Genomic DNA, 19,429 nt, shown 5'->3' with positions numbered 1-19,429 from the left:
AGTCGATGTAAAGCAGCCGATTAGCACAGTCAGATGGCCGGCGCATCCTCGCCCGCGAAGGAAACCGAGACTTTCGGCACTTTTCCGCCGCCATGGGGGATGTGGAGCGCGAAGGCCTCGCTGCCGCCCGCTGCGACCGTATCCGCCTCCAGCGCAAGGCGGCGCTGGACGATGCCCGCTGCGCCCTCCACCCGGATTTCGAGCGGCGGCAGGCGGAGCGTATCGCTGCCGGTATTGTCGATGCGGCCGTAGACGGAGAGCACCTTCATGCCGTTGCGGTCGTCGAGGCTCGCCGAGACGCCGGCGATGCGGAGCGTTTCGCCGGGGCCCGTCGCCGCCGCCTTCAGCGCCGAAAGGCCGCCGGCATAAGCGAAGACGAAGAGGAAGGCGCCGGCGGTGAGGCCGGCGAAGGCATGGCGGGGAAGGCGCTGCAGCCCGGCTTCGCAGAGCCGCGCGCCGGCGGCGAGAAGCCGGAAGGCGAGATGCTGCGACAGCGGCCGGCTTTTCGCCGGGCGAGCCTTGCGATGGTTGTCGTTGGAGGTGCGCGGGGCGCCGCCCCGGATCACCACGAACTCGGCGTCGACCGTTTCGAGCCGCGCGGGAAAGTGCTGGCCGTGCCGGCGGGCGGACGCCTTCGGCTCCGGCGGCAGAAGGTCGATCCGGCCTTTCGCCTGCTGTCTCGCTCTGAAGGCGTTCATCGCCACCTCCCTTGCCGCCCTCGCAAAATCACCTGCGAAAAGTCGGGCATTGAATGAAATCCTTACGAAACGTAAACCATACTGGTTAATGCTTCGGAAACCCGACCGTGAAAGAGCCGTTTTCCCATGCGACGCCGGCCGGGATACTGCCACGGCGGCGGGCGAGCGCTTCTAGAACCGGGTTGGCCATTGATTCACTTCGAGAATGTCGGACTGCGCTACGGGATGGGGCCGGAGATCCTCCGCGACCTCACCTTCGATATTCCGCGCCGGTCCTTCCAGTTCCTGACGGGGCCGTCCGGGGCGGGCAAGACGACGCTGCTGCGTCTCCTCTTCCTGTCGCTCCAGCCGACGCGCGGCATCATCCGCACCTTCGACCGGGAAATCTCGACCATCCCGCGTGACGAACTGCCGATGCTGCGCCGGCGCATCGGTATCGTCTTCCAGGATTTCCGCCTGCTCGATCACCTGACGACCTACGAGAACGTCGCCCTGCCGCTGCGCGTTCGCGGCAAGGAGGAGGCGAGCTACCGCGCCGACGTGCTGGAACTTCTGAAGTGGGTCGGTCTCGGCGAGCGGATCAACGTGCTGCCGCCGGTGCTTTCGGGCGGGGAGAAGCAGCGCGCGGCCATCGCCCGCGCCCTCATCGACCGGCCGGAACTGCTGCTCGCCGACGAACCGACCGGCAACGTGGACCCGCCGATGGCCCGCCGGCTCCTCAGCCTCTTCCTCGAGCTCAACCGGCTCGGCACCGCCGTGGTGATCGCCACGCACGACCTGTCGCTGATGGACCAGGTGGAGGCGCGGCGCATGATCCTCTCGCAGGGGCGGCTCGATATCTATGACTGACGCCCCCCGCGAAACCGCCGAGACAGCCGCCCCCGCCCGCAGGCCGGAAATGCGCGTGCGCCCGACGGCGCCCATCGTGCCGCCGGCCAACGTCTCCGGCCGGGCGCTGATGTTCGTCATCGCCATCATGGCCTTTCTCGCCTGCCTCACCTTCGGCGCGGTCAGCATGGTGCGGGCGACGGCGGCGAGCTGGCAGAGCCAGATTTCCCGCGAGATCACCATCCAGATCAAGCCGGACGACAATCTCGACATGGAGCAGGCGCTGAAGGATGCGCGCGACCTCGCGCTCACCTTCGCCGGCACGCGCGACGGCACCATCGTCGACAAGGCGGCGACGGCGCGGCTTTTGGAACCCTGGCTCGGCGAAGGCCTCGACATCGACGAGCTGCCGGTGCCGCGCCTCGTCATCGTCACCATCGACGAGCAGAGCCCGCCGGATTTCTCCGCCATGCGAAAGGCGCTGTCGGAGAAGATCCCGCAGGCCTTTCTCGACGATCACCGCACCTGGGTGGACCGCCTCGTCGCCATGGCCCGCACCACGGCTTTCATCGGCACGGGCGTGCTCGTCCTCGTCTTCTCCGCCATGGTGTTGACGGTGGTGTTCGCCACGCGGGGCGCGCTTTCCGGCAACCGGCATATCGTCGAGGTGCTGCATTTCGTGGGAGCGGAGGCGAGTTTCGTCGCCTCCGAATTCCAGAAGCATTTCCTGCTGATCAGCCTCAAGGGCTCGTTTGCCGGCGGGTTCCTCGCCGCCCTCTTCTTCGCCATTGCCGGCTTCTGGCAGGGGCGCTCCATCGCCACGCCCCAGAGCGACCAGGCGACCGCGCTCTTCGGCACCTTCTCCATGGGGTTCACCGGCTATCTCGGCATCGTCGCCACCATGGTCGTGATCGCGATCCTGACGACGCTGACGGCGCGCTTCACGGTGATGCGGACGATCTACGAGATCGACCTCGTCCGCTCCGACCCCTCGCGCACAGACCAGTTGCCCGACACATGAGCGGGATGAGACGGGCCATCGCCGCGAAACGGACTATCCGTTGCCGCAATCCGGGTCTATGGACGGAATCATGAACGTGCTGGAACGGGCAAAGCCGGGATTGCCGGAGGGCACCCGGCCGAAGGGAGGACGGCGGCGCCGGCCCATGCGGCCCGCCCGACTCGTCGTGCGCGTCGTCCTGGCGACGATCCTGCTTGCCGTCGCCGCAGGCATTGCCGGCTTTCTCTATTTCGCCGAGACCGTCGCCGCGCTGGAGGCGCCGCGCGATCCCAAGGCGGATGCCATCGTCGTGCTGACCGGCGGCTACCAGCGCATCGACCACGCCATCGACCTCCTCAAGAAGGGCGCGGGCGGGCGGCTCCTCATTTCCGGCGTCAATCCCACGACGAGCGGCAACCAGATCCGCAAGCTCACGCAGACCTCGTCGGCCCTCTTCGAGTGCTGCGTCGACATGGGCTACGAGGCGATCGACACCATCGGCAACGCCAACGAGGCGGCGCGCTGGATCAGCGACCACCAGTTCCGCCGCGTGCTCGTCGTCACCAACAACTACCATATGCCGCGCAGCCTCCTCGAACTGAAGGCGAGCGATCCGACGACCGAGTTCATCGCCTATCCGGTCGTCAATTCGGACCTGAAGAACGGCAACTGGCTGCGCGAGCCGGGCGTCATGAAGGCCATGCTTTCGGAATATCTCAAATATTGCCTGGCGGGCGTCAGGGCCTTTGCCGGCGCGCGGAGCTGGTCCGGCCTTCGCGCCGACATGACGGGCTCCTGAGATCGCGACGACGGGAGTTTCCCCGCTCCGCATTATCGTGTAGGGCGGGAAGATACGTCCTCTTACAGGCTGCCCGATGCTCGCTTTCCGCTCCGTGCTCTTCAATGCCGTCTTCTACGCGAACCTCATCGTGCAGATGATCGTCTTCACGCCGGTCTATTTCCTGCTGCCGCGCAAGAAGGCCTATGTGATCGCCAAGAACTGGGCGCGCAGCAACCACTGGCTCTTCAAGGTCATCGTCGGCACGACCTTCGAGATCGAGGGGCTGGAGAACATCCCCAACGGCGGCTACATCTTCGCGCCCAAGCACCAGTCCTTCTGGGACGCCTATGCGCTGCTGCCCTGGCTCGACGATCCCTTCTATATCCTCAAGCGCGAGCTGACCTGGATTCCGCTCTTCGGCTGGTACATCAAGAAGCAGCGCATGGTGCCCGTCGACCGCAGCGCGCGCGGCAAGGCCATGGCCGCCGTGATGGATCGCACGAAGGCGGAGATGGAATCCGGCCGCCAGCTCATCATCTACCCGGAAGGCACCCGCCGTCCGCCGGGCGCGCCGCCGGAATACAAATACGGCATCGCCCGGCTCTATCGCGATCTTCAAGTGCCCGTCGTGCCCGTCGTCATGCATCCGGGCCTCTTCTGGCCGCGCCGCAAGTTCATCCGCCAGCCCGGCCATTTCAAGGTGCGCATCCTGCCGGCCGTCATGCCGGGCATGGAGCCCGACGCCTTCCTCGCCCACCTCATCGACGTGATGGAGACGGCGAGCGACCGCCTGCTGGTCGAGACCGCCGAAGCCAATCCGCACCTCCTGCTGCCGCCGACTGCGGCGCATCGGCTGGCGGAATTGAAGGCGCGCGCTGCCTAAAGACCCTCTCTGCCTGCCGGCATCTCCCCCACAAGGGGGAGAACGCTGGAGGCTTGCGCTTTCTTCCCATTTTTCTGCAGAGGGGTCTTCCGCCTGATCAGGCAGAGAGCGGCGTGGCGAGGCTTTCGGCGGTGCGGCCGACATCCTCCAGCCAATGGTCGCGGATGCCCATTTCGCGAAGGTGCTCCAGCGTGTTGCGCACGTAATCGATATTGCGGCCGGATTTTCCGACGGCCGTGCTGATCGTGCTTGCGGCTTCCTCCACGGAGAGGGAGCCGGCGAACTGGTGATGGTCGCGGTCGCAGATATAGGCGAGCGTGGCGATGCGCCGCCCGTCCGCCAGCGCGGCGGGCAGAGTGCGCTCCTTGTAGACGTGGGTCACCAGCTCGCGTTCCCGCAGGTAAGCGAGCACGGGATCGCGCTTTTCCGGCGCGACGCGGAAGGCGACGCCCCGGCAGGAGCCGCCGCGGTCGAGGCCGAGCACGAGGCCGGGCTTTTCCTGCGTCCCGCGATGCACCCACGAGCGCACGCAGAGCACCCGGCGGAAGCCGAAGAGATGCGCCGGCTGGCGCTCCTCGAATTCGAAACCCGGATTCCACATCAGCGATCCGTAGCCAAAGACCCAGAATTCGTTCATATCCACCGTCACCTGGACCGCCTCTCAAAAAGCCGCCGCATTTGCCGGCTTTCTCGCATCGAGCAGAGCGGGCAAATCACGCCCGCCACCATTGGAGAACACTATGGCATCGTCAAGCCGCGCCGGCACGTCCGGGGTCTCGCGCAAGATCGTCTGGCTCGCCATCGCCGTGGTTCTCGCCATCGCCCTCTATACGGGCGGATGGTTCTATGCCGCAAGCTGGCTGAAGGACCGGGTGACGCAGGAACTCGCAGCCTCGCAGCAGGGCCTCCACTCCGCCTCGTGCAGCAATCCGGATGTAAGGGGCTTTCCCTTCCGCATCGGCGTCTTCTGCGATGCGGTCGGCTTCGACGACCGCCCGACGGGCCTGTCGGCGACCTTCGGCGCGCTGCGCTCGGCCGCGCAGGTCTACTGGCCGGGCCATGCCGTCGTGGAGATCGACGGGCCGGCGCAGGTGCGCATGACGCCGGACATCGTCTTCGATGCCGACTGGAGCCTCCTCCATGCGAGCGTCGTCGCCGGCACGGACGGGCTCGACCGGGCCTCCGTCGCCTATGACGGGCTGAAGGGCACGCTCAACGCCCCCTCCGAGGGCCTCACCGTCGCGGTCTCCGCCACCCATGGCGAAAAGCATGTGCGGCGCTCGGGCGAGGCGCTGGACGTCGCCGTCTCGCTTCACGCGCTCACCCTCGGCCTCAAGGACAAGGTGCTTCCGCCGGTCGACGTCGCGCTCGACATGACGATCGCCGACGCCGCGCGCTGGCTGTCGAAGGAAGGTGTGCCGGGCACCGTGCCGCGCGGCACGAGCACGGAGCTGCGCGCCCTGTCGCTCGACCTTGGCGGCGGCAAGACCGTGACGCTGTCCGGCCCCGTCTCGGTGGATGACGAGGGCTATGTCTCCGGCGCGCTCGATCTCACCGTCGAGGGGGTGGATGCCTGGCGCGACCGGATTTCCGAACTGTTCCCGGAGACGGCGAAAACGGCAAGGAAGATGGCTTCGGCCATCAAAAGCCTTTCGGGCGGGCAGGACCGGGCATCGGTGAAGCTGACGCTGCGGCAGGGCACCGTCTATCTCGCTTTCTTCCCCATCGGCGAAATCCCGCCGCTCTGATCAGCCCTTGTCGTCGGCAACCGGACGGCCGAAGTTCGGCGCGGAGGTATCCTGGCCGGCATCGATGATCGAGCGGCGGATGGCGCGCGTACGCGTGAAGAGGTCGAAGAGCTTTTCGCCGTCGCCCCAGCGGATGGCGCGCTGCAGATAGGCGAGATCCTCGGAAAAGCGCGCCAGCATTTCCAGGATCGCGTCCTTGTTGTGCAGGCACACGTCGCGCCACATGGTCGGGTCCGAGGCGGCAAGGCGCGTGAAGTCGCGGAAGCCCGACGCCGAATATTTGATGACCTCCGATTCGGTCACCGTCTCCAGGTCGTCGGCCGTGCCGACGATGTTGTAGGCGATGATATGCGGCAGGTGCGAGACGATGGCGAGCACCTTGTCGTGGTGCTCCGTGTCCATCTCGTCGACCCTGGAGCCGAGTGCCTCCCAGAAGGCGGCGAGCTTCTTCTTGGCGTCCTTGTCGGTGCCGTGCACGGGCGTCAGGATGCACCAGCGGCCCTGGAAGAGCTCGGCGAAGCCCGCGTCGGGGCCGGAATGCTCCGTGCCGGCGAGCGGATGGCCGGGAATGAAATGCACGTCCTTCGGCATATGCGGCAGCATCTGCGCGACGACCGAGGCCTTGGTGGAGCCGACATCGGTGACGATGGCGCCGGATTTGAGATGCGGGGCGATCTCCTCGGCCACCTTGCCCGAGGCGCCGACGGGCACCGAGACGACGACGAGGTCCGCGCCCTCCACCGCCTCGCCCGCGTCGAGGACGTAGTCGGTGCCGAGGTCGAGTTCGCGGGCGCGGTCCAGCGTCTCCTGGCTGCGGGTCGAGATGGTGACGGTTCTGGCAAGCCCCTTGGCCTTGACGGCGCGGGCGATGGAGGAGCCGATCAGGCCGATGCCGATCAAGGTGATCTTGTCGAAATGTCCGTCGGTCATGCCTGTCGCCTCCTGCCGTTTTCCCGTCCGCTCTAGCGGGCAGGCCCTCGTTTGTCGAGGGGATCAGCGTGAGGCGCGCTCGCGCGTCGTCGGCACGCCCTGCGGGGCGATCACCGGCACGAAGACGCGGCGCGAGGCGCGGGCGGCGACGGGCAGGCCCTGGTAGAGCCGCTTCTGGGCCTCCACGACGATGACGCCGGAGAACATCGGCCAGAGGAAGCGCCCCAGCCGCTCGAAGACGCCGCGCAGCTTCAGGACGCCGCGCAGCTTGGAGGGCGGGAAGAACAGTGCCTCGGCGCTGGCGCCGGGGGTGAAGTTCGTCTCGCGGAGCAGCGCGGTGAGCTGGCCGCGCGAATAGGGCCGGCCCGAACCGAAGGGCGTATGCTCCATGCGGGCCCAGACGCCGCGCCGGTTCGGCACGACGATGACGAGCCGGCCGCCCGGCGCCAGCACCCGCCAGAGCTCCTTCATCGTCTCGCGCGGGTTCTCGGCAAATTCCAGCGAATGCACCATCAGGACCCGGTCGACCGAGGCATCCGGCAGCGGCAGTTCCTCGTCGAAGACGAGGGCGGTGGAGGAGGGCTCGCCCGGCGGCCAGTTCACGGCGCCCTGTCCGGCCGGCATGAAGGCGAAGGTGCGCTCGGTGTCGGCGCGGAAGCGGTCGAGATAGGGCACGGCATAGCCGAGGCCCACCAGCCGCTCGTCCGGCAGGCGCGCCCAGAGCGAGGCGAGCGCCATGGAAATGGAATGGTCGGCAAGGCGGCCGAGCGGGGAATGATAGAATTCGCGAAGGTCGACGATGTCGGTGTGCATGGCGTCCCATGTTAGTGACCGCCCGGTGGACTTCAAGGCCGGTTGCCTTACATTCGCCCTCGACCGATGGATCGACATGACGAGGACTGCCCATGACCCCGCTCGAAATAGACCTTTTCCCCTGCCGCAGCGACAATTTCGGCGTGCTGCTGCACGATCCCGTCTCGGGCGCGACCGCGAGCATCGACGCGCCGGAGGAAAAGCCGATCCTCGACGCGCTCGCCCGGCGCGGCTGGACGCTGACCCACATTCTCACGACCCACCACCATGGCGACCATGTCGAGGCCAACCTGGCGCTGAAGCAGCGTTTCGGCGCGACGATCATCGGGCCGAAGCGCGAGACCATTCCGGGCATCGACCGGAAGGTGGACGAGGGCGATGTGTTCGAGTTCGCCGGACGGCGCGTGGAGGTCATCGCGACGCCGGGCCATACGCTCGGCCATATCTGCTTCTACCTGCCGGAGGAGAAGCTGCTCTTTGCCGCCGATACGCTCTTTGCGCTCGGCTGCGGCCGCGTCTTCGAGGGCACGCCGGCGCAGATGTGGACTTCGCTCGAAAAGCTTGCCGCGCTGCCGGACGAGACGACCGTCTATTTCGGCCATGAATACACGCTCTCGAATGCGCGCTTCGCAAAGACGATAGACTCGGACAACGCCGCCCTTCTTGCCCGCGTCGAGGAGATCGAGGCGCTGCGGGCGGCGGGCGGCTTCACCGCGCCGACGACCATCGGGCTGGAAAAGGCGACGAACCCGTTCCTGCGGGCAGGCGATCCGGCGATCCGCCGTCATCTCGGCATGGAGACGGCGAGCGACGCGGAGGTCTTTGCCGAGATCCGCGGCCGGAAGGACCGCTTCTGACCGTCAGGCGGGCGCGACCGCGCTCCGGCGGAAGATCATGTCGCGGGCGGCCAGCACCGCCCCGCCCGTGACGAGAAGGCAGGCAAGGGCGATCCCCCAGGACGGTTCGGCAAAGCCGGTGAGGACGAGGACGAGGGTGGAAAGCAGCGGGGCGGCATAGCTTGCCGCGCCGAGGATCTGGATATCGCCGTTCTTCACGCCGAAGTCCCAGGCATAGAAGGCCGCGCCCACCGGCAGGAGGCCGAGGCCGGCGACGGCGAGCCATTCGAAGCCCGTGCCGGGCCAGACCGTCGTTTCCAGCATGAGGTGGCAGAGGAGGGAGAGGATGGCGGTGGCAAGGCAGAAGCCCGTCACCACATCCGTCGAGACGGCCTCGAAGCGCCGAGTCATCAGCGAATAGCCGGCCCAGGTGAAGGCGCAGAGGAAGGCCGCGCCGTAGCCGATGACGTAGGCGCCGTCGAAGGAGAAGCCGTTGCGGCCGACGATGAACACGGTGCCGGCAAGGCCGAGCAGCGTGCCGACAATATGGTTCCATTTCAGCGTCTCGCCCGGCAGCAGGGCCGAGCCGGTGACGATGAGCAGCGGCCAGAGATAGGCGATCAGGCTCGCCTCCACCGCCGGCGCATTGCGCAGCGCCGTGAAGTAGAGGAAGTGATAGCCGAAGAGGCCGAGGATGCCGGTGAGCCAGACTTTCGCCGGCTGGCGGAGCAGGCGGGCGCGCTGCGGGCGGGCGAGAAGCACGAGGATGCCCGGCAGGCTGCCGATAAGGAAGCAGACGGCGGAGAGCTGGAAGGGCGGCATCCTGCCCGAAGCCGCGGTGAAGAGCGCCAGCAGCGCCCACATGAGGATCGCCGAAAAGCCGATCAGGGTTGCGCGCATCTTCAAGGCCGATCACTCCATCCGGTCAGCCGACCGGACGCCGGGTCAGCCGCCGAAGCGCGTGGCCGAGACGGTGACAGGGCCGAGCTTGGTCGGAATCCTCACATAGACCGGAGCATATACATTTGCCGCGTCGGCCTTGGCAAACCAGATTTCCATCGTGCTCAGGCTGCGCAGGTACTCGACGTCCTCGCGGCCCTTCTTGTAGCCGGATTTCGGGATGAAGCGGATGCCGCAGACGACGACCTCGCCGGCAAAACCGTCGGTGGCGAAGGACTTCGTGCCCTTCGAGGTCAGCCGGAGGTCGAGGCGCGATTCCCCGTCGAAGATCGGCAGCGTCTTCGGGCAGATGCGGCCGCCGGCGGGGATGATGAGGCCGGAGATCGGGTCGAGCACGGAGCGCAGGTCGGCGCGCGAGACGGGCACCCAGTTGGCCGGCTTGTTGCGCGCCGGCACCATGCTGGCATGGGTGACGTTGCCGTTGCGGAACGTGACGTCGATCGCCCGGCCGCGCTTGCCGCTGCGATAGGTCACGGAATAGGAGGTGGCGCGCAGCCTGTCGCGGCTGACGATGCCGGAAACGCTGGTCGTGCCCTGCGTGCGGGCGAAGATGTCGGCAAGCCCCGCCGAATGCAGGCTGCCGGAAATGGAGTAGCGGTCGCCCTTGAACAGCGAACTGAAGCTTGCCGTGGCCACCGGCAGGCCGGCAAGGCGGATGCTGTAGTCCGTCCTGTGCTCGACCTCGGCCGAAAGGGCCGGCGCCGCGCCTGCGGCAAGGGCAAGCGATACGGCTGCACCGGCAATCCAATCCCGCGCGTTCATCCTTGCGAACCTCATCGAACCGCTCCGTCGGCAATGTTCCGCCGCCCGGATACTCCAACCTGCCATTGCGGCGATTCTACGCCGTGGAAAATTCCCGGCCATGCTGTTATTGGCTACGAATCATGCGGTTTGGCAACTGATTTCCCGCGTGGCGCAGGTTTGGCTTGACGCCAGCGGCGAGTGTGACTATAGAACCGCGACTTTCCAAAAAAGGCCAGGCGGACTGCGGCCGGTTTCGGTGCCGGAAACGTATTGTCCCGAACGTAAGAAAAATAGGTGTACCATGTCCCGTAGTTGCGAATTGACCGGCAAGGGCGTCCAGTCGGGCAACAATGTGAGCCACGCGAACAACAAGACGAAGCGCAAGTTCCTGCCGAACCTGTGCAATGTCACGCTGATCTCCGACGTCCTCGGCCAGCGTTTCCGTCTTCGCGTTTCCGCTGCAGCGCTCCGCTCCGTCGAGCACCGCGGTGGCCTCGACGCCTTCCTGCTGAAGGCCGAAGAGAACGAACTGTCGATGCGCGCCCGCCTGCTGCGCCGCCAGATCGCCAAGAAGACCGCTGCCGCCGCCTGATTTCAGGCCCGAGCCGGATCGTTTTCATTGAGGCTTGACCGGGCTCCGGGCAGGCCTCGATGCTTTGCCTACATTTCCGTCCCTCCAACTGGTGGCATCACCCAGGATAAAAAAATGCTCGCGAACCGCATTACCCTCGTCTACGTCCTCCTGATGACCGCCGTGGTCGTCGCCTCCAACGTGCTGGTGCAGTATCCGCTTTCGGGCGAACTGTTCGGCATCGCCCTCGGCGACCTCCTGACCTACGGCGCCTTCACCTATCCGGTCGCCTTCCTCGTCACCGACCTTACCAACCGCCAGTTCGGGCCGAGCGTGGCGCGCCGGGTCGTGGCGGCGGGCTTCCTTGTTGCGGTGCTCTTTTCCTTCGCGGCCTCCACGCCGCGCATCGCCATCGCCTCGGGCTCGGCCTTCCTCGCCGGCCAGCTCCTCGACATCTCCGTCTTCAACCGGCTGCGCCGGCAGGCCTGGTGGCGCGCGCCGCTGATCGCCTCGCTGATCGGCTCGGTGCTCGACACGATGATCTTCTTCTCCTTCGCCTTCGCGCCGTTCCTCTCGGTCTTCGGGCCGAACGACGACTTCGCCATTGCCTCCGCGCCGGTGCTGGGCATTTTCACGGCCGAGGCGCCGCGCTGGATCTCCTGGGCCATCGGCGACTTCTCCGTGAAGCTCCTCGTCGGTCTCGTCATGCTGCTGCCCTACGGCGCCCTGATGAGCCGCCTGCGCCCGATGCCGGGCGTCGAGAAGCTGGCCTGAGGTATCCTAGCTCCTACCATGCCGTCATCTTCGGGCTTGACCCGAGGATGACGAAGGGAGAGGCGGGGGCCGCGTTTCATCTATCCGGCAGAAGCCGGAACTCCAGCATCAGGTTGCGCTGGAGGATGGAGTGGTTGTCGTCGGAAACGACGATGATGCGGATATCGTCCGGCCCCATCGCGACGACGTCCATGCCTTCCATATTGTCGATCTGCTCGCTCATGTCGGCGTCGATCAGCACGTCGCCGTCGACGACGGCACCCGGCCGGATCGTCTGACCGTCGATCCTGCGGATGCGCATGCCCATGCCGTCCGACAGGCGGAAGCGGCGTTCGAGCAGCAGGAGGTCGCCGTTCGGCAGGAAGGCGCCGTCGGTGATGTCCCAGGGATCGGTGCGTTTGACCGCGAAGAGGCCCGCGCGGGGGCCATCCAGCACTGCGGCGAAGACGTTGCCGTCCCTGTCGAGGCTGCGTTCCGTGACGGCGACGGGCACCGCGTCGAGCGGGCCGGCGGCGGGTGACATCGTCAGCGTTTCCATGCCCCGGTTGGCGCGCAGCTCGCGCCGGTCGAAGGGCAGGGGGAGCTGGCGGACCGGCCGGGATTCCATGAAGCCGGGATCGGGATAGGCGTCGATCCGGTGGAAGACCTCGAAGCTGACGAGGAGTTCGCCCCCGGCGATCGCAAGGCCCTCGGCATCCATCCGGTACTTGACGTTCTCGTCCTCGCCGTTCCTGTCGAACATCGAGCGGATCCCGAGGTCCGCAAGGCCGGACAAGAGGCCGTCCGCGCCGCGCTCGACGCTTCCGGTCAGCCAGTGCCCCGTATCGAGGACGGCGACGAAATGCTGCCGGTCCTCGCGAAAGCGGATGGCCGAGACGGCGCCGAGCAGGGGATTGCTGGACGAATAGCTGATGCCGCCGAGGAATTCGAGCTTGCCGAAGACGCGGCGGTCGGAACCGAGGACGAAATGCGGGAAGGCCCGGTTCGAGACCGGGATGTCCTGTATGGCCTCCGCCATGGCCGGCCGGAGCGCCGGCAGGCAGAGCGCGGCGGAAAGGGCGAGGAGGGCAAGGCGGCGCCGAAAGCCCGCGCGGCCGCCGAGCGGCGGCCGCTCAGCCTGCACGGCGGCGGGCCGGGCGGCGGGAGGTCGCTTCGTCGGCAAAGAGCGAGGCAAGCTGCTCGGTCATCGCGCCGGCCAGTTCGTCCGCATCGACGATGGTGACGGCGCGGCGATAGTAGCGCGTCACGTCATGGCCGATGCCGATGGCCAGAAGCTCGACCGGCGAGCGCGTCTCGATCTGCTCGATCACGGCGCGCAGGTGCCGCTCCAGATAGTTGCCCGGGTTTACCGACAGCGTCGAATCGTCGACCGGCGCACCGTCCGAGATCATCATCAGGATACGGCGCTGCTCGGGGCGGGCCATCAGCCGGTCATGCGCCCAGATCAGCGCCTCGCCGTCGATGTTCTCCTTCAGGAGGCCCTCGCGCATCATCAGGCCGAGATTGCGCCTTGCGCGCCGCCAGGGGGCGTCCGCGCCCTTGTAGACGATGTGGCGGAGGTCGTTGAGGCGGCCGGGCGATTGCGGCTTGCCGCTGCCTAGCCATTTTTCGCGCGACTGGCCGCCCTTCCACGCCTTGGTGGTGAAGCCGAGGATCTCGACCTTCACGCCGCAGCGCTCCAGCGTGCGCGCGAGGATATCGGCGCAGGTGGCGGCAACCGTGATCGGCCGGCCGCGCATGGAGCCGGAATTGTCGATGAGGAGCGTGACGACCGTATCGCGGAAGGTCGTGTCCTTCTCGCGCTTGAAGGAGAGCGGCTGCATCGGATCGATGATGATGCGCTGCAGGCGGGCGCTGTCGAGATAGCCTTCTTCGAGGTCGAATTCCCAGGCGCGGTTCTGCTGCGCCATCAGGCGGCGCTGCAGGCGGTTGGCAAGCCGGCCGACGGCGCCTTGCAGATGGGCGAGCTGCTTGTCGAGGAAGGCGCGCAGGCGATCGAGTTCCGCTTCGTCGCAAAGCTCCTCGGCGGTGATCGTCTCGTCGAATTCCTCGGTGAAGACCGCGTAGTCGACCTTCTCGTTGAAGTCGGTGAACGGCTGGTTCGGGCGGCGAACCTCGCCGGGCGTCTCGCTGTCGTCCCCGTCGTCGTCGACGAGATCGTCGTCGGAGATTTCCGCGCCGTCCATCTCGCCTTCGTCCATCTGCTCGTCGGACGTCTCGTTCTCGTCGGCGGGCGCTGCGTCGTCGCCGGCGTCCTCCTGGCTCTCGTTGTCTTCCTGCTCGTCGCTGCGCGGCTGGTTCTCGTCCTCGGGCGTCTCGCTGTCGTCCGGCTCGTTCTCCTCCTCGCCGTATTGTTCGGCGACGTTCATGGAGGCGAGCATGTTGCGCACGACGCGCGAGAAGGCCTGCTGGTCGTTGATGGCGGAGGAAAGCCCCTCCATGTCCTTGCCGGCCTTGTCCTCGATGAAGTCGCGCCAGAGGTCGAGCACCTTGCCGGCGGAAGCGGGCGGAGCCTGGCCCGTCAGCTTCTCGCGCACGATGAGGGCGACGGCTTCCTCCAGAGGCGCGTCGGCCTGGTGGGTGATCGCGCCGAAATTCGCCTTGGCGTATTTCTCGCCCAGCATGGTGGTGAGGTTCTGCGCCATGCCCTGCATGCGGTTGGAGCCGATGGCTTCCACGCGCGCCTGCTCGACGGCGTCGAAGATCGCACGGGCATCCGCACCCTGCGGCGACATGGTCGCGTGGATGCGGGCGTCGTGGCAGGCCTTGCGCAGCGCCATGGAATCGCCAAGGCCGCGGGTGATCGCGACTTCGGCAGGCGAGGGGCGCTTGGAAAGCTCCGGCAGGCGGATGCGCTCGCCGGTCATGCCCGGGCGCTCGTTGGCGAAGGCGACCTCCACCTCGCCGTCGCCGGAGACGGCGCGCACGCACCCCGTCACCGCGCGGCGGAACGGCTCCATGTCGACCACGCCGCCGGGCCTCGGCTTCGAATTGTCTCCGCGAGCTGCCATGCGCTTTCTCCGGCCGTCAGGCCGTCGCCTCCAGGACGATGTTGGCGGCGCTTTCCTTCAGCTCCACGCCGAAGGCGCGCTGGTAGAGTTCGGCGACCAGCGTGCGTTCCAGTTCGTCGCACTTGTTGAGGAAGGTGACGCGGAAGGCGAAGGCGATGTCGCCGAAGATCTCGGTGTTCTCGCCCCAGGTGATGACCGTACGCGGGCTCATCACCGTCGACAGGTCGCCGTTGATGAAGGCGGCGCGGGTGAGATCGGCGACGCGCACCATGCGCGAGATCGTCTCGCGGCCGTCCTTGCCGGAAGCGAGGCGCTTCACCTTGGCGGCGACGATGTTCACCTCGTTGTCGTGCGGCAGGTAATTCAGCGTCGTGACGATCGACCAGCGGTCCATCTGCGCCTGGTTGATCTGCTGCGTGCCGTGGTAGAGGCCGGTCGTATCGCCGAGGCCGACCGTGTTGGCCGTCGCGAACAGGCGGAAGGCGGGATGCGGGCGGATGACGCGGCTCTGGTCGAGCAGGGTCAGGCGGCCGGAGGATTCCAGAACACGCTGGATGACGAACATGACGTCCGGCCGGCCGGCATCGTATTCGTCGAAGACGAGCGCGACGTTGTGCTGGTAGGCCCAAGGCAGGATGCCGTCCTTGAATTCGGTGACCTGCAGGCCGTCCTTGACGACGATGGCGTCCTTGCCGACGAGGTCGATACGGCTGACATGGCTGTCGAGGTTGACGCGCACGCACGGCCAGTTGAGGCGGGCGGCGACCTGCTCGATATGGGTCGACTTGCCGGTGCCGTGATAGCCCGAGACCATGACGCGCCGGTTATGGGCGAAGCCTGCGAGGATGGCGAGGGTGGTTTCCCGGTCGAAAAGGTAGTCCGGGTCGAGGTCCGGCACATAGGCGTCCGCCTTGGCATAGGCCGGGACCCGAAGGTCGGTATCAATGCCGAAAACCTCCCGAACGGATACCGTGGTATCGGGGAGGTTGGAAATATCGAGATCCATCTTGCTCATCACGTCTCCGCGGGCGGCGGCCATGCCTCCGCCCAATAATTTAGTGCACGCCAACTTTGCCTTTTGCTTGACCGCATTCGGGGATGCCGGGCGATTCCGCCCGGTGCCGCAAATGCTCTAGCAGAAGCCGGCCTGCTTTAACAATTGATATGCTTGGATGACCGCGCGAAAACGCTCTTCCGAGCCCCTATCTCCGCCATTTGCATCCGGGTGATGCTTTTTGACAAGCATTTTGTAGGCGGACTTGATGTCCTCGCCCGTCGCGCCCGCCGAAAGGCCGAGCGTGTCGAAGGCCTTCGCCTCCAGCGTCTTCAGCTTTCGCGCGCGCGGCTCCATGCGGGGCCCGCGGCCCTTGCCCTCGTTGAAGAAGCCGAAGGGATCGCGGACGCGCTGGTTCGCCCCGGCGGTGCCGGAGCGCGCCGTTCCCTGCGCCGGGCCGTTCTTGGCGGCCTTGTTGACGCCGATCGTCCAGGTCGGGCGGTGACCGGTGATGGCCTCCTTCTGGTAGCGCGCGATCTCGCCGTCGGAGAGGCCGGAGAAGTAGTTGTAGCCCTTGTTGTATTCCTTCACATGCTCGAAGCAGAACATGAAATACTGCCCCTCGGCATTGCGGCCGACGGGTGCGCGGTGCTTGGCGTTCTCCTCGCAACCGTCCCACTGACAGGTCGGCGCGGAACGCTCGGGACGCTCCACGCGCCGCTTCGTGCGGATGCGGTCGAAGTATTTGGAATCGAGTTTCATGGTCCCCATTATGGGGTTGCGGAGGGCCCGCAACAAGAATTGACAAAGCGGATTGTTGCTGGCTTTGTGGAGGTATTTTGTTGCGTCGCGGCGCGCGATTTTCCGGCCGCCCGAGGTTCGTCCATGTCCATGAAATCCAGCATCGCCGGCAAGCTCGAAGCAGCCTTTTCGCCCGAGCGCCTCGAGGTCATCAACGAAAGCCACATGCATGCCGGCCACCAGCCGGGATTCGACGGCGAGGGCGAAACGCACATGCGCATCCGCATCGTCTCGGCCGCCTTCGCCGGCATGAGCCGCGTGGCGCGCCACCGGGCGATCAACGACGTGGTGAAGGCCGAGCTCGACGCGGGGCTGCATGCGCTCGCCGTCGAGGCCGCCGCGCCCGGCGAGCCGGTGCGCTGGTGATCAGGCCCGCGCTTCCGGCTCCACGGGGCGGATGCGCAGCTTGGTGATGCGGTTCTTCGCCCGCTTCATGACGATGAAGCGCTTGCCGTAGAAGGTGAAGGCCTGCCGCTCTTCGGGAATGGACTTCGATTCGTGGATGACGAGGCCGGCGATGGTCGTCGCCTCCTCGTCCGGCAGGCTCCAGCCGAAGGCGCGGTTGAGGTCGCGGATGGCGACGCCCCCGTCGACGACGAGCGAGCCGTCCGCCTCCTGCCGCACGCCCTGCATGTCGACCGCCGCCTCGTCGGAAATGTCGCCGACGATCTCCTTCAGGATGTCCTGGAGCGTCACGACGCCCTGCACCTCGCCGTATTCGTCGACCACGGTGGCGAAATGCTCCTGGCGGCGCAGGAAGGCGGCGAGCTGTTCCTTCAGCGTCGTCGTGTCCGGCACGAACCACGGTTTTTGCGCGACCTTCGTGATGTCGAGGGTCTTCGCTTCGATGCCGGGTTCCGTCAGCGCGCGCAGGAGGTCCTTGGCATGGACGACGCCGACAATGTTGTCGACCGAGCCCGCCCAGAGCGGCATGCGTGTGTAGGGGCTTTCCAGCACGGCCTTGACGATCTCCTCCGGCGGGTCGCCGGCATTGAGCGCGCGCATCGCCGTGCGGTGGATCATGATGTCGGAGACTTCCAGCGCGTCGAGGTCGAGCCCGTTGGAGAGCCGGTCGCGCTCGGCCTTCGCCGCGGCGGCGTCGCGCTCGTTCTCCGCCTCGCGCGTTTCCTGATGCGTGCGCCACAGCGCGGTGATCGAGGTGCGCCAGCGAAGGGCGGCGGAAAGCAGGAGCAGGCCGAGGGCAAGGGCGGCCCAGAGCCAGACATGCGGAGCGGGCGCCGCGCCGGTCATTTCGGCAGCTTTTCCCTGAGGAAGGCGACGACTTCGGATTGCGGCACGTCGTCGGCGACGAAGGACTGGCCGATGCCGTGCGTCAGGATGAAGGTGAGCTTGCCGCCCTTGACCTTCTTGTCCTGCGCGATGGCGTCCATCAGCGTCTCGGCCGGCGGCAGGCCGCCGGGGATCTCGCCCATCGTCGTCGGCAGGCCGACGTCGCGCAGATGTGCCTCGACGCGCTTGCCGTCGTCGGGGCTCGCAAGGTTCATCCTGGCGGAGAACTGGTGGGCGAGCACCATGCCGATGGAAACGCCTTCGCCATGGACGAGGCGGGCGCTGTCATAGTGCGTCGCTGCCTCCAGCGCATGGCCGAAGGTGTGGCCGAGATTGAGGAGGGCGCGCTGGCCGTTCTCCCGCTCGTCGGCGGCGACGACGTCGGCTTTCGCCTGGCAGCTCGTGGCGATGGCCGTAATGCGCGCCTCGCCGCCGGCAAAGACGGCGCGCCAGTTCTTCTCCAGCCAGGCGAAGAAGTCCGGCTTGTCGATGAGCCCGTATTTGGCGACCTCGGCATAGCCGGCGCGGAACTCGCGCGGCGAGAGCGTGTCGAGCACGTCCGTGTCGGCAAGCACGAGGTCCGGCTGGTGGAAGACGCCGATGAGGTTCTTGCCGTGGGAAGAGTTGATGCCCGTCTTGCCGCCGACGGAGGAATCGACCTGCGCGAGCAGCGAGGTCGGCACCTGGATGAAGCGCGAGCCGCGGCGCACGATGCCGGCGGCAAAGCCGGTGAGGTCGCCGATGACGCCGCCGCCGAGCGCCACTACGGCATCGCCCCGCTCGATGCGGGCGGCGAGCACACTGTCGCAGACGCCGATCAGGTGCTCGAAGCTCTTCGTCTTCTCGCCCGCCGGCAGGACGAGCGAGACGGCGTCGATGCCCTCGGCGCTCAGAGCCGCCATGAAGTTGTCGAGATAGAGGGGCGCGACGTGCTCGTCGGTGACGACGGCGATCTTGCGGCCCTTGAGGCGGCTTGCGATCTCGCGGCCGGCGGCGGAAATGAGGCCGGGGCCGATCAGGATGTCGTAGGAGCGGTCGCCGAGGTTAACCCGCACGGTGCGGCGCGCGGTGGCATTGGCAGTCATGGTCATCTCGTCAGGTTCGGGGCGGAGCGGCGGTGATCGCGGCGAGCACCTCCTCCACCATGGTTTCCTTCTTCACGTCGCGCGACATCACGGTGAGATCGGCTTCCGCATAGATCGGGTAACGGGCGTTCATGAGGTTTTCCAGCGTCTGACGCGGGTTCTCGGTCTTCAGCAGCGGGCGGGTGTCGCGCTTGTTGACGCGTTCCCAGAGCACGTCGAGGTCTGCCTTCAGCCAGACGGTAAGGCCGCCGCGCTTGATGTGCCGGCGCGTGTTCTCGTTGATATAGGCCCCGCCGCCGGTGGACACGACCCGCGGGCCGGTGCGCAGCAGCCGCTTGATGACGCGGGTTTCCAGCGCGCGGAACTCCGCCTCGCCATAGGCGGCGAAAAGGTCGGTGATCGACATGCGCGAGACGCGCTCGATCTCGTGGTCGCTGTCGATGAAGGGAATGCCGAGCGCCTGCGCCGTCATGCGGCCGATCGCCGACTTGCCGGCGCCCATCAGGCCGATCAGAACGAGGTTGCGCTTGCCGAGCGCGGCTCGGGCGACCTCGGCGAGCGGCGGGGCGAGCGTGGAAGAGGCCTGTTCGGTCGGCTCGGTCATGGTGGTTTCCGGATTCTCGTTCCTTCCGTATCGACAAAAGCGCCGGAAGCGTCAAGCCTGCCCGCAAACCGGCGCCGC

At 66.8% G+C, this 19,429-nt stretch carries 22 protein-coding genes; 9 read left to right on the top strand and 13 right to left on the bottom strand.

The genetic code is table 11. The annotated features are described in order from the left end of the window. Positions 1 to 29: 29 nt before the first annotated feature. Positions 30 to 698 (bottom strand): hypothetical protein, encoded by a 669-nt coding sequence (locus HNQ66_RS19455; protein ID WP_184145841.1) that lies wholly within the window; start codon positions 696 to 698, stop codon positions 30 to 32. A 189-nt stretch (positions 699 to 887) separates the two neighbouring features. On the opposite strand from HNQ66_RS19455, the gene ftsE reads away from it, so the two are divergent. The 4 genes from ftsE to HNQ66_RS19435 all read left to right on the top strand — a co-directional run bounded on the left by ftsE (position 888) and on the right by HNQ66_RS19435 (position 4,190). Next, complete coding sequence (gene ftsE / locus HNQ66_RS19450; protein WP_023513179.1) at positions 888 to 1,547, top strand: cell division ATP-binding protein FtsE; 660 nt, start codon at positions 888 to 890, stop codon at positions 1,545 to 1,547. Next, positions 1,540 to 2,547, top strand: a complete 1,008-nt coding sequence (locus tag HNQ66_RS19445) for a cell division protein FtsX (protein WP_184145840.1) — start codon at positions 1,540 to 1,542, stop codon at positions 2,545 to 2,547. The genes ftsE and HNQ66_RS19445 overlap by 8 nt, the downstream gene beginning before the upstream one ends. A gap of 145 nt (positions 2,548 to 2,692) precedes the next feature. Continuing rightward, complete coding sequence (locus HNQ66_RS19440; RefSeq protein ID WP_184145839.1) at positions 2,693 to 3,325, top strand: YdcF family protein; 633 nt, start codon at positions 2,693 to 2,695, stop codon at positions 3,323 to 3,325. 76 nt (positions 3,326 to 3,401) lie between these two features. After that, complete coding sequence (locus tag HNQ66_RS19435; protein WP_184145838.1) at positions 3,402 to 4,190, top strand: lysophospholipid acyltransferase family protein; 789 nt, start codon at positions 3,402 to 3,404, stop codon at positions 4,188 to 4,190. Positions 4,191 to 4,287: 97 nt separating this feature from the next. On the opposite strand, the gene HNQ66_RS19430 is transcribed toward HNQ66_RS19435, so the two are convergent. After that, complete coding sequence (locus HNQ66_RS19430) at positions 4,288 to 4,839, bottom strand: gamma-glutamylcyclotransferase (RefSeq protein WP_184145837.1); 552 nt, start codon at positions 4,837 to 4,839, stop codon at positions 4,288 to 4,290. Positions 4,840 to 4,930: 91 nt separating this feature from the next. Here HNQ66_RS19430 and HNQ66_RS19425 point away from each other — a divergent pair, with 91 nt between their 5' ends. Beyond that, positions 4,931 to 5,938, top strand: coding sequence for a DUF2125 domain-containing protein (locus HNQ66_RS19425; protein ID WP_184145836.1), 1,008 nt, complete (start codon positions 4,931 to 4,933; stop codon positions 5,936 to 5,938). On the opposite strand, the gene HNQ66_RS19420 is transcribed toward HNQ66_RS19425, so the two are convergent. Then, complete coding sequence (locus HNQ66_RS19420; protein WP_184145835.1) at positions 5,939 to 6,868, bottom strand: prephenate/arogenate dehydrogenase family protein; 930 nt, start codon at positions 6,866 to 6,868, stop codon at positions 5,939 to 5,941. A gap of 63 nt (positions 6,869 to 6,931) precedes the next feature. After that, the gene (locus HNQ66_RS19415) at positions 6,932 to 7,681 is read right to left on the bottom strand and encodes a class I SAM-dependent methyltransferase (RefSeq protein WP_184145834.1); all 750 of its coding nucleotides are present in this window, start codon (positions 7,679 to 7,681) and stop codon (positions 6,932 to 6,934) included. Positions 7,682 to 7,773: 92 nt separating this feature from the next. Between HNQ66_RS19415 and gloB the strand changes: the two genes are divergently transcribed. Next, positions 7,774 to 8,538, top strand: coding sequence for a hydroxyacylglutathione hydrolase (gene gloB / locus HNQ66_RS19410; RefSeq protein WP_184145833.1), 765 nt, complete (start codon positions 7,774 to 7,776; stop codon positions 8,536 to 8,538). Positions 8,539 to 8,541: 3 nt separating this feature from the next. On the opposite strand, the gene yddG is transcribed toward gloB, so the two are convergent. Then, the gene (gene yddG / locus HNQ66_RS19405) at positions 8,542 to 9,423 is read right to left on the bottom strand and encodes an aromatic amino acid exporter YddG (RefSeq protein WP_184145832.1); all 882 of its coding nucleotides are present in this window, start codon (positions 9,421 to 9,423) and stop codon (positions 8,542 to 8,544) included. A gap of 39 nt (positions 9,424 to 9,462) precedes the next feature. After that, positions 9,463 to 10,239: a DUF3108 domain-containing protein gene (locus HNQ66_RS19400; RefSeq protein ID WP_184145831.1), complete on the bottom strand. Its 777-nt coding sequence runs from the start codon at positions 10,237 to 10,239 to the stop codon at positions 9,463 to 9,465. A 283-nt stretch (positions 10,240 to 10,522) separates the two neighbouring features. Here HNQ66_RS19400 and rpmB point away from each other — a divergent pair, with 283 nt between their 5' ends. Together rpmB and HNQ66_RS19390 are read left to right on the top strand one after the other, a co-directional pair. Beyond that, positions 10,523 to 10,813: a 50S ribosomal protein L28 gene (rpmB, locus tag HNQ66_RS19395; protein WP_184145830.1), complete on the top strand. Its 291-nt coding sequence runs from the start codon at positions 10,523 to 10,525 to the stop codon at positions 10,811 to 10,813. 114 nt (positions 10,814 to 10,927) lie between these two features. After that, positions 10,928 to 11,566 (top strand): VUT family protein, encoded by a 639-nt coding sequence (locus tag HNQ66_RS19390; protein WP_184145829.1) that lies wholly within the window; start codon positions 10,928 to 10,930, stop codon positions 11,564 to 11,566. A gap of 76 nt (positions 11,567 to 11,642) precedes the next feature. Here the strand turns inward: HNQ66_RS19390 and HNQ66_RS19385 are convergent, their stop codons facing one another. The 4 genes from HNQ66_RS19385 to HNQ66_RS19370 all read right to left on the bottom strand — a co-directional run bounded on the left by HNQ66_RS19385 (position 11,643) and on the right by HNQ66_RS19370 (position 16,342). Then, the gene (locus HNQ66_RS19385; protein WP_343059567.1) at positions 11,643 to 12,689 is read right to left on the bottom strand and encodes an esterase-like activity of phytase family protein; all 1,047 of its coding nucleotides are present in this window, start codon (positions 12,687 to 12,689) and stop codon (positions 11,643 to 11,645) included. Continuing rightward, positions 12,679 to 14,577 carry a cobaltochelatase subunit CobT gene (gene cobT / locus HNQ66_RS19380; RefSeq protein ID WP_184145828.1) on the bottom strand — a complete coding sequence of 633 codons (1,899 nt, stop codon included), beginning with the start codon at positions 14,575 to 14,577 and terminating at the stop codon, positions 12,679 to 12,681. The genes HNQ66_RS19385 and cobT overlap by 11 nt, the downstream gene beginning before the upstream one ends. Before the next feature lie 16 nt (positions 14,578 to 14,593). Further along, the gene (cobS, locus tag HNQ66_RS19375) at positions 14,594 to 15,592 is read right to left on the bottom strand and encodes a cobaltochelatase subunit CobS (protein WP_184145827.1); all 999 of its coding nucleotides are present in this window, start codon (positions 15,590 to 15,592) and stop codon (positions 14,594 to 14,596) included. Positions 15,593 to 15,709: 117 nt separating this feature from the next. Next, positions 15,710 to 16,342: a J domain-containing protein gene (locus HNQ66_RS19370; RefSeq protein WP_184145826.1), complete on the bottom strand. Its 633-nt coding sequence runs from the start codon at positions 16,340 to 16,342 to the stop codon at positions 15,710 to 15,712. A 114-nt stretch (positions 16,343 to 16,456) separates the two neighbouring features. Between HNQ66_RS19370 and HNQ66_RS19365 the strand changes: the two genes are divergently transcribed. After that, on the top strand, positions 16,457 to 16,738 hold the full coding sequence (locus HNQ66_RS19365) for a BolA family protein (protein WP_184145825.1): 282 nt from the start codon (positions 16,457 to 16,459) through the stop codon (positions 16,736 to 16,738). Here HNQ66_RS19365 and HNQ66_RS19360 read toward each other — a convergent pair whose 3' ends face one another. The 3 genes from HNQ66_RS19360 to HNQ66_RS19350 are packed head-to-tail and all read right to left on the bottom strand — an operon-like array spanning position 16,739 to position 19,351. Continuing rightward, positions 16,739 to 17,623, bottom strand: coding sequence for a transporter associated domain-containing protein (locus HNQ66_RS19360; RefSeq protein WP_184145824.1), 885 nt, complete (start codon positions 17,621 to 17,623; stop codon positions 16,739 to 16,741). Further along, positions 17,620 to 18,747: a 3-dehydroquinate synthase gene (gene aroB, locus HNQ66_RS19355; RefSeq protein ID WP_184145823.1), complete on the bottom strand. Its 1,128-nt coding sequence runs from the start codon at positions 18,745 to 18,747 to the stop codon at positions 17,620 to 17,622. Before aroB ends, HNQ66_RS19360 begins: the two co-directional genes overlap by 4 nt. A 10-nt stretch (positions 18,748 to 18,757) precedes the next feature. Continuing rightward, on the bottom strand, positions 18,758 to 19,351 hold the full coding sequence (locus HNQ66_RS19350) for a shikimate kinase (RefSeq protein ID WP_184145822.1): 594 nt from the start codon (positions 19,349 to 19,351) through the stop codon (positions 18,758 to 18,760). Positions 19,352 to 19,429 lie beyond the last annotated feature (78 nt).

Origin of the sequence: Shinella fusca (assembly GCF_014203155.1) — a bacterium.
Lineage (GTDB): Bacteria > Pseudomonadota > Alphaproteobacteria > Rhizobiales > Rhizobiaceae > Shinella > Shinella fusca.
The sequence above is the reverse complement of the archived record's forward strand: the minus strand, read 5'-3'. Positions and strand labels throughout refer to the sequence as shown.

Bases quoted from the DNA above. Each gene is read 5' to 3' on its own strand.
- HNQ66_RS19455 (WP_184145841.1), bottom strand. From the start codon at position 698: ATGAACGCCTTCAGAGCGAGACAGCAGGCGAAAGGCCGGATCGACCTT.
- HNQ66_RS19445 (WP_184145840.1), top strand. From the start codon at position 1,540: ATGACTGACGCCCCCCGCGAAACCGCCGAGACAGCCGCCCCCGCCCGC.
- HNQ66_RS19440 (WP_184145839.1), top strand. From the start codon at position 2,693: ATGCGGCCCGCCCGACTCGTCGTGCGCGTCGTCCTGGCGACGATCCTG.
- HNQ66_RS19435 (WP_184145838.1), top strand. From the start codon at position 3,402: ATGCTCGCTTTCCGCTCCGTGCTCTTCAATGCCGTCTTCTACGCGAAC.
- HNQ66_RS19425 (WP_184145836.1), top strand. From the start codon at position 4,931: ATGGCATCGTCAAGCCGCGCCGGCACGTCCGGGGTCTCGCGCAAGATC.
- HNQ66_RS19420 (WP_184145835.1), bottom strand. From the start codon at position 6,868: ATGACCGACGGACATTTCGACAAGATCACCTTGATCGGCATCGGCCTG.
- HNQ66_RS19415 (WP_184145834.1), bottom strand. From the start codon at position 7,681: ATGCACACCGACATCGTCGACCTTCGCGAATTCTATCATTCCCCGCTC.
- gloB (WP_184145833.1), top strand. From the start codon at position 7,774: ATGACCCCGCTCGAAATAGACCTTTTCCCCTGCCGCAGCGACAATTTC.
- HNQ66_RS19400 (WP_184145831.1), bottom strand. From the start codon at position 10,239: ATGAACGCGCGGGATTGGATTGCCGGTGCAGCCGTATCGCTTGCCCTT.
- rpmB (WP_184145830.1), top strand. From the start codon at position 10,523: ATGTCCCGTAGTTGCGAATTGACCGGCAAGGGCGTCCAGTCGGGCAAC.
- HNQ66_RS19390 (WP_184145829.1), top strand. From the start codon at position 10,928: ATGCTCGCGAACCGCATTACCCTCGTCTACGTCCTCCTGATGACCGCC.
- cobT (WP_184145828.1), bottom strand. From the start codon at position 14,577: ATGGCAGCTCGCGGAGACAATTCGAAGCCGAGGCCCGGCGGCGTGGTC.
- cobS (WP_184145827.1), bottom strand. From the start codon at position 15,592: ATGAGCAAGATGGATCTCGATATTTCCAACCTCCCCGATACCACGGTA.
- HNQ66_RS19370 (WP_184145826.1), bottom strand. From the start codon at position 16,342: ATGGGGACCATGAAACTCGATTCCAAATACTTCGACCGCATCCGCACG.
- HNQ66_RS19365 (WP_184145825.1), top strand. From the start codon at position 16,457: ATGTCCATGAAATCCAGCATCGCCGGCAAGCTCGAAGCAGCCTTTTCG.
- HNQ66_RS19360 (WP_184145824.1), bottom strand. From the start codon at position 17,623: ATGACCGGCGCGGCGCCCGCTCCGCATGTCTGGCTCTGGGCCGCCCTT.
- aroB (WP_184145823.1), bottom strand. From the start codon at position 18,747: ATGACTGCCAATGCCACCGCGCGCCGCACCGTGCGGGTTAACCTCGGC.
- HNQ66_RS19350 (WP_184145822.1), bottom strand. From the start codon at position 19,351: ATGACCGAGCCGACCGAACAGGCCTCTTCCACGCTCGCCCCGCCGCTC.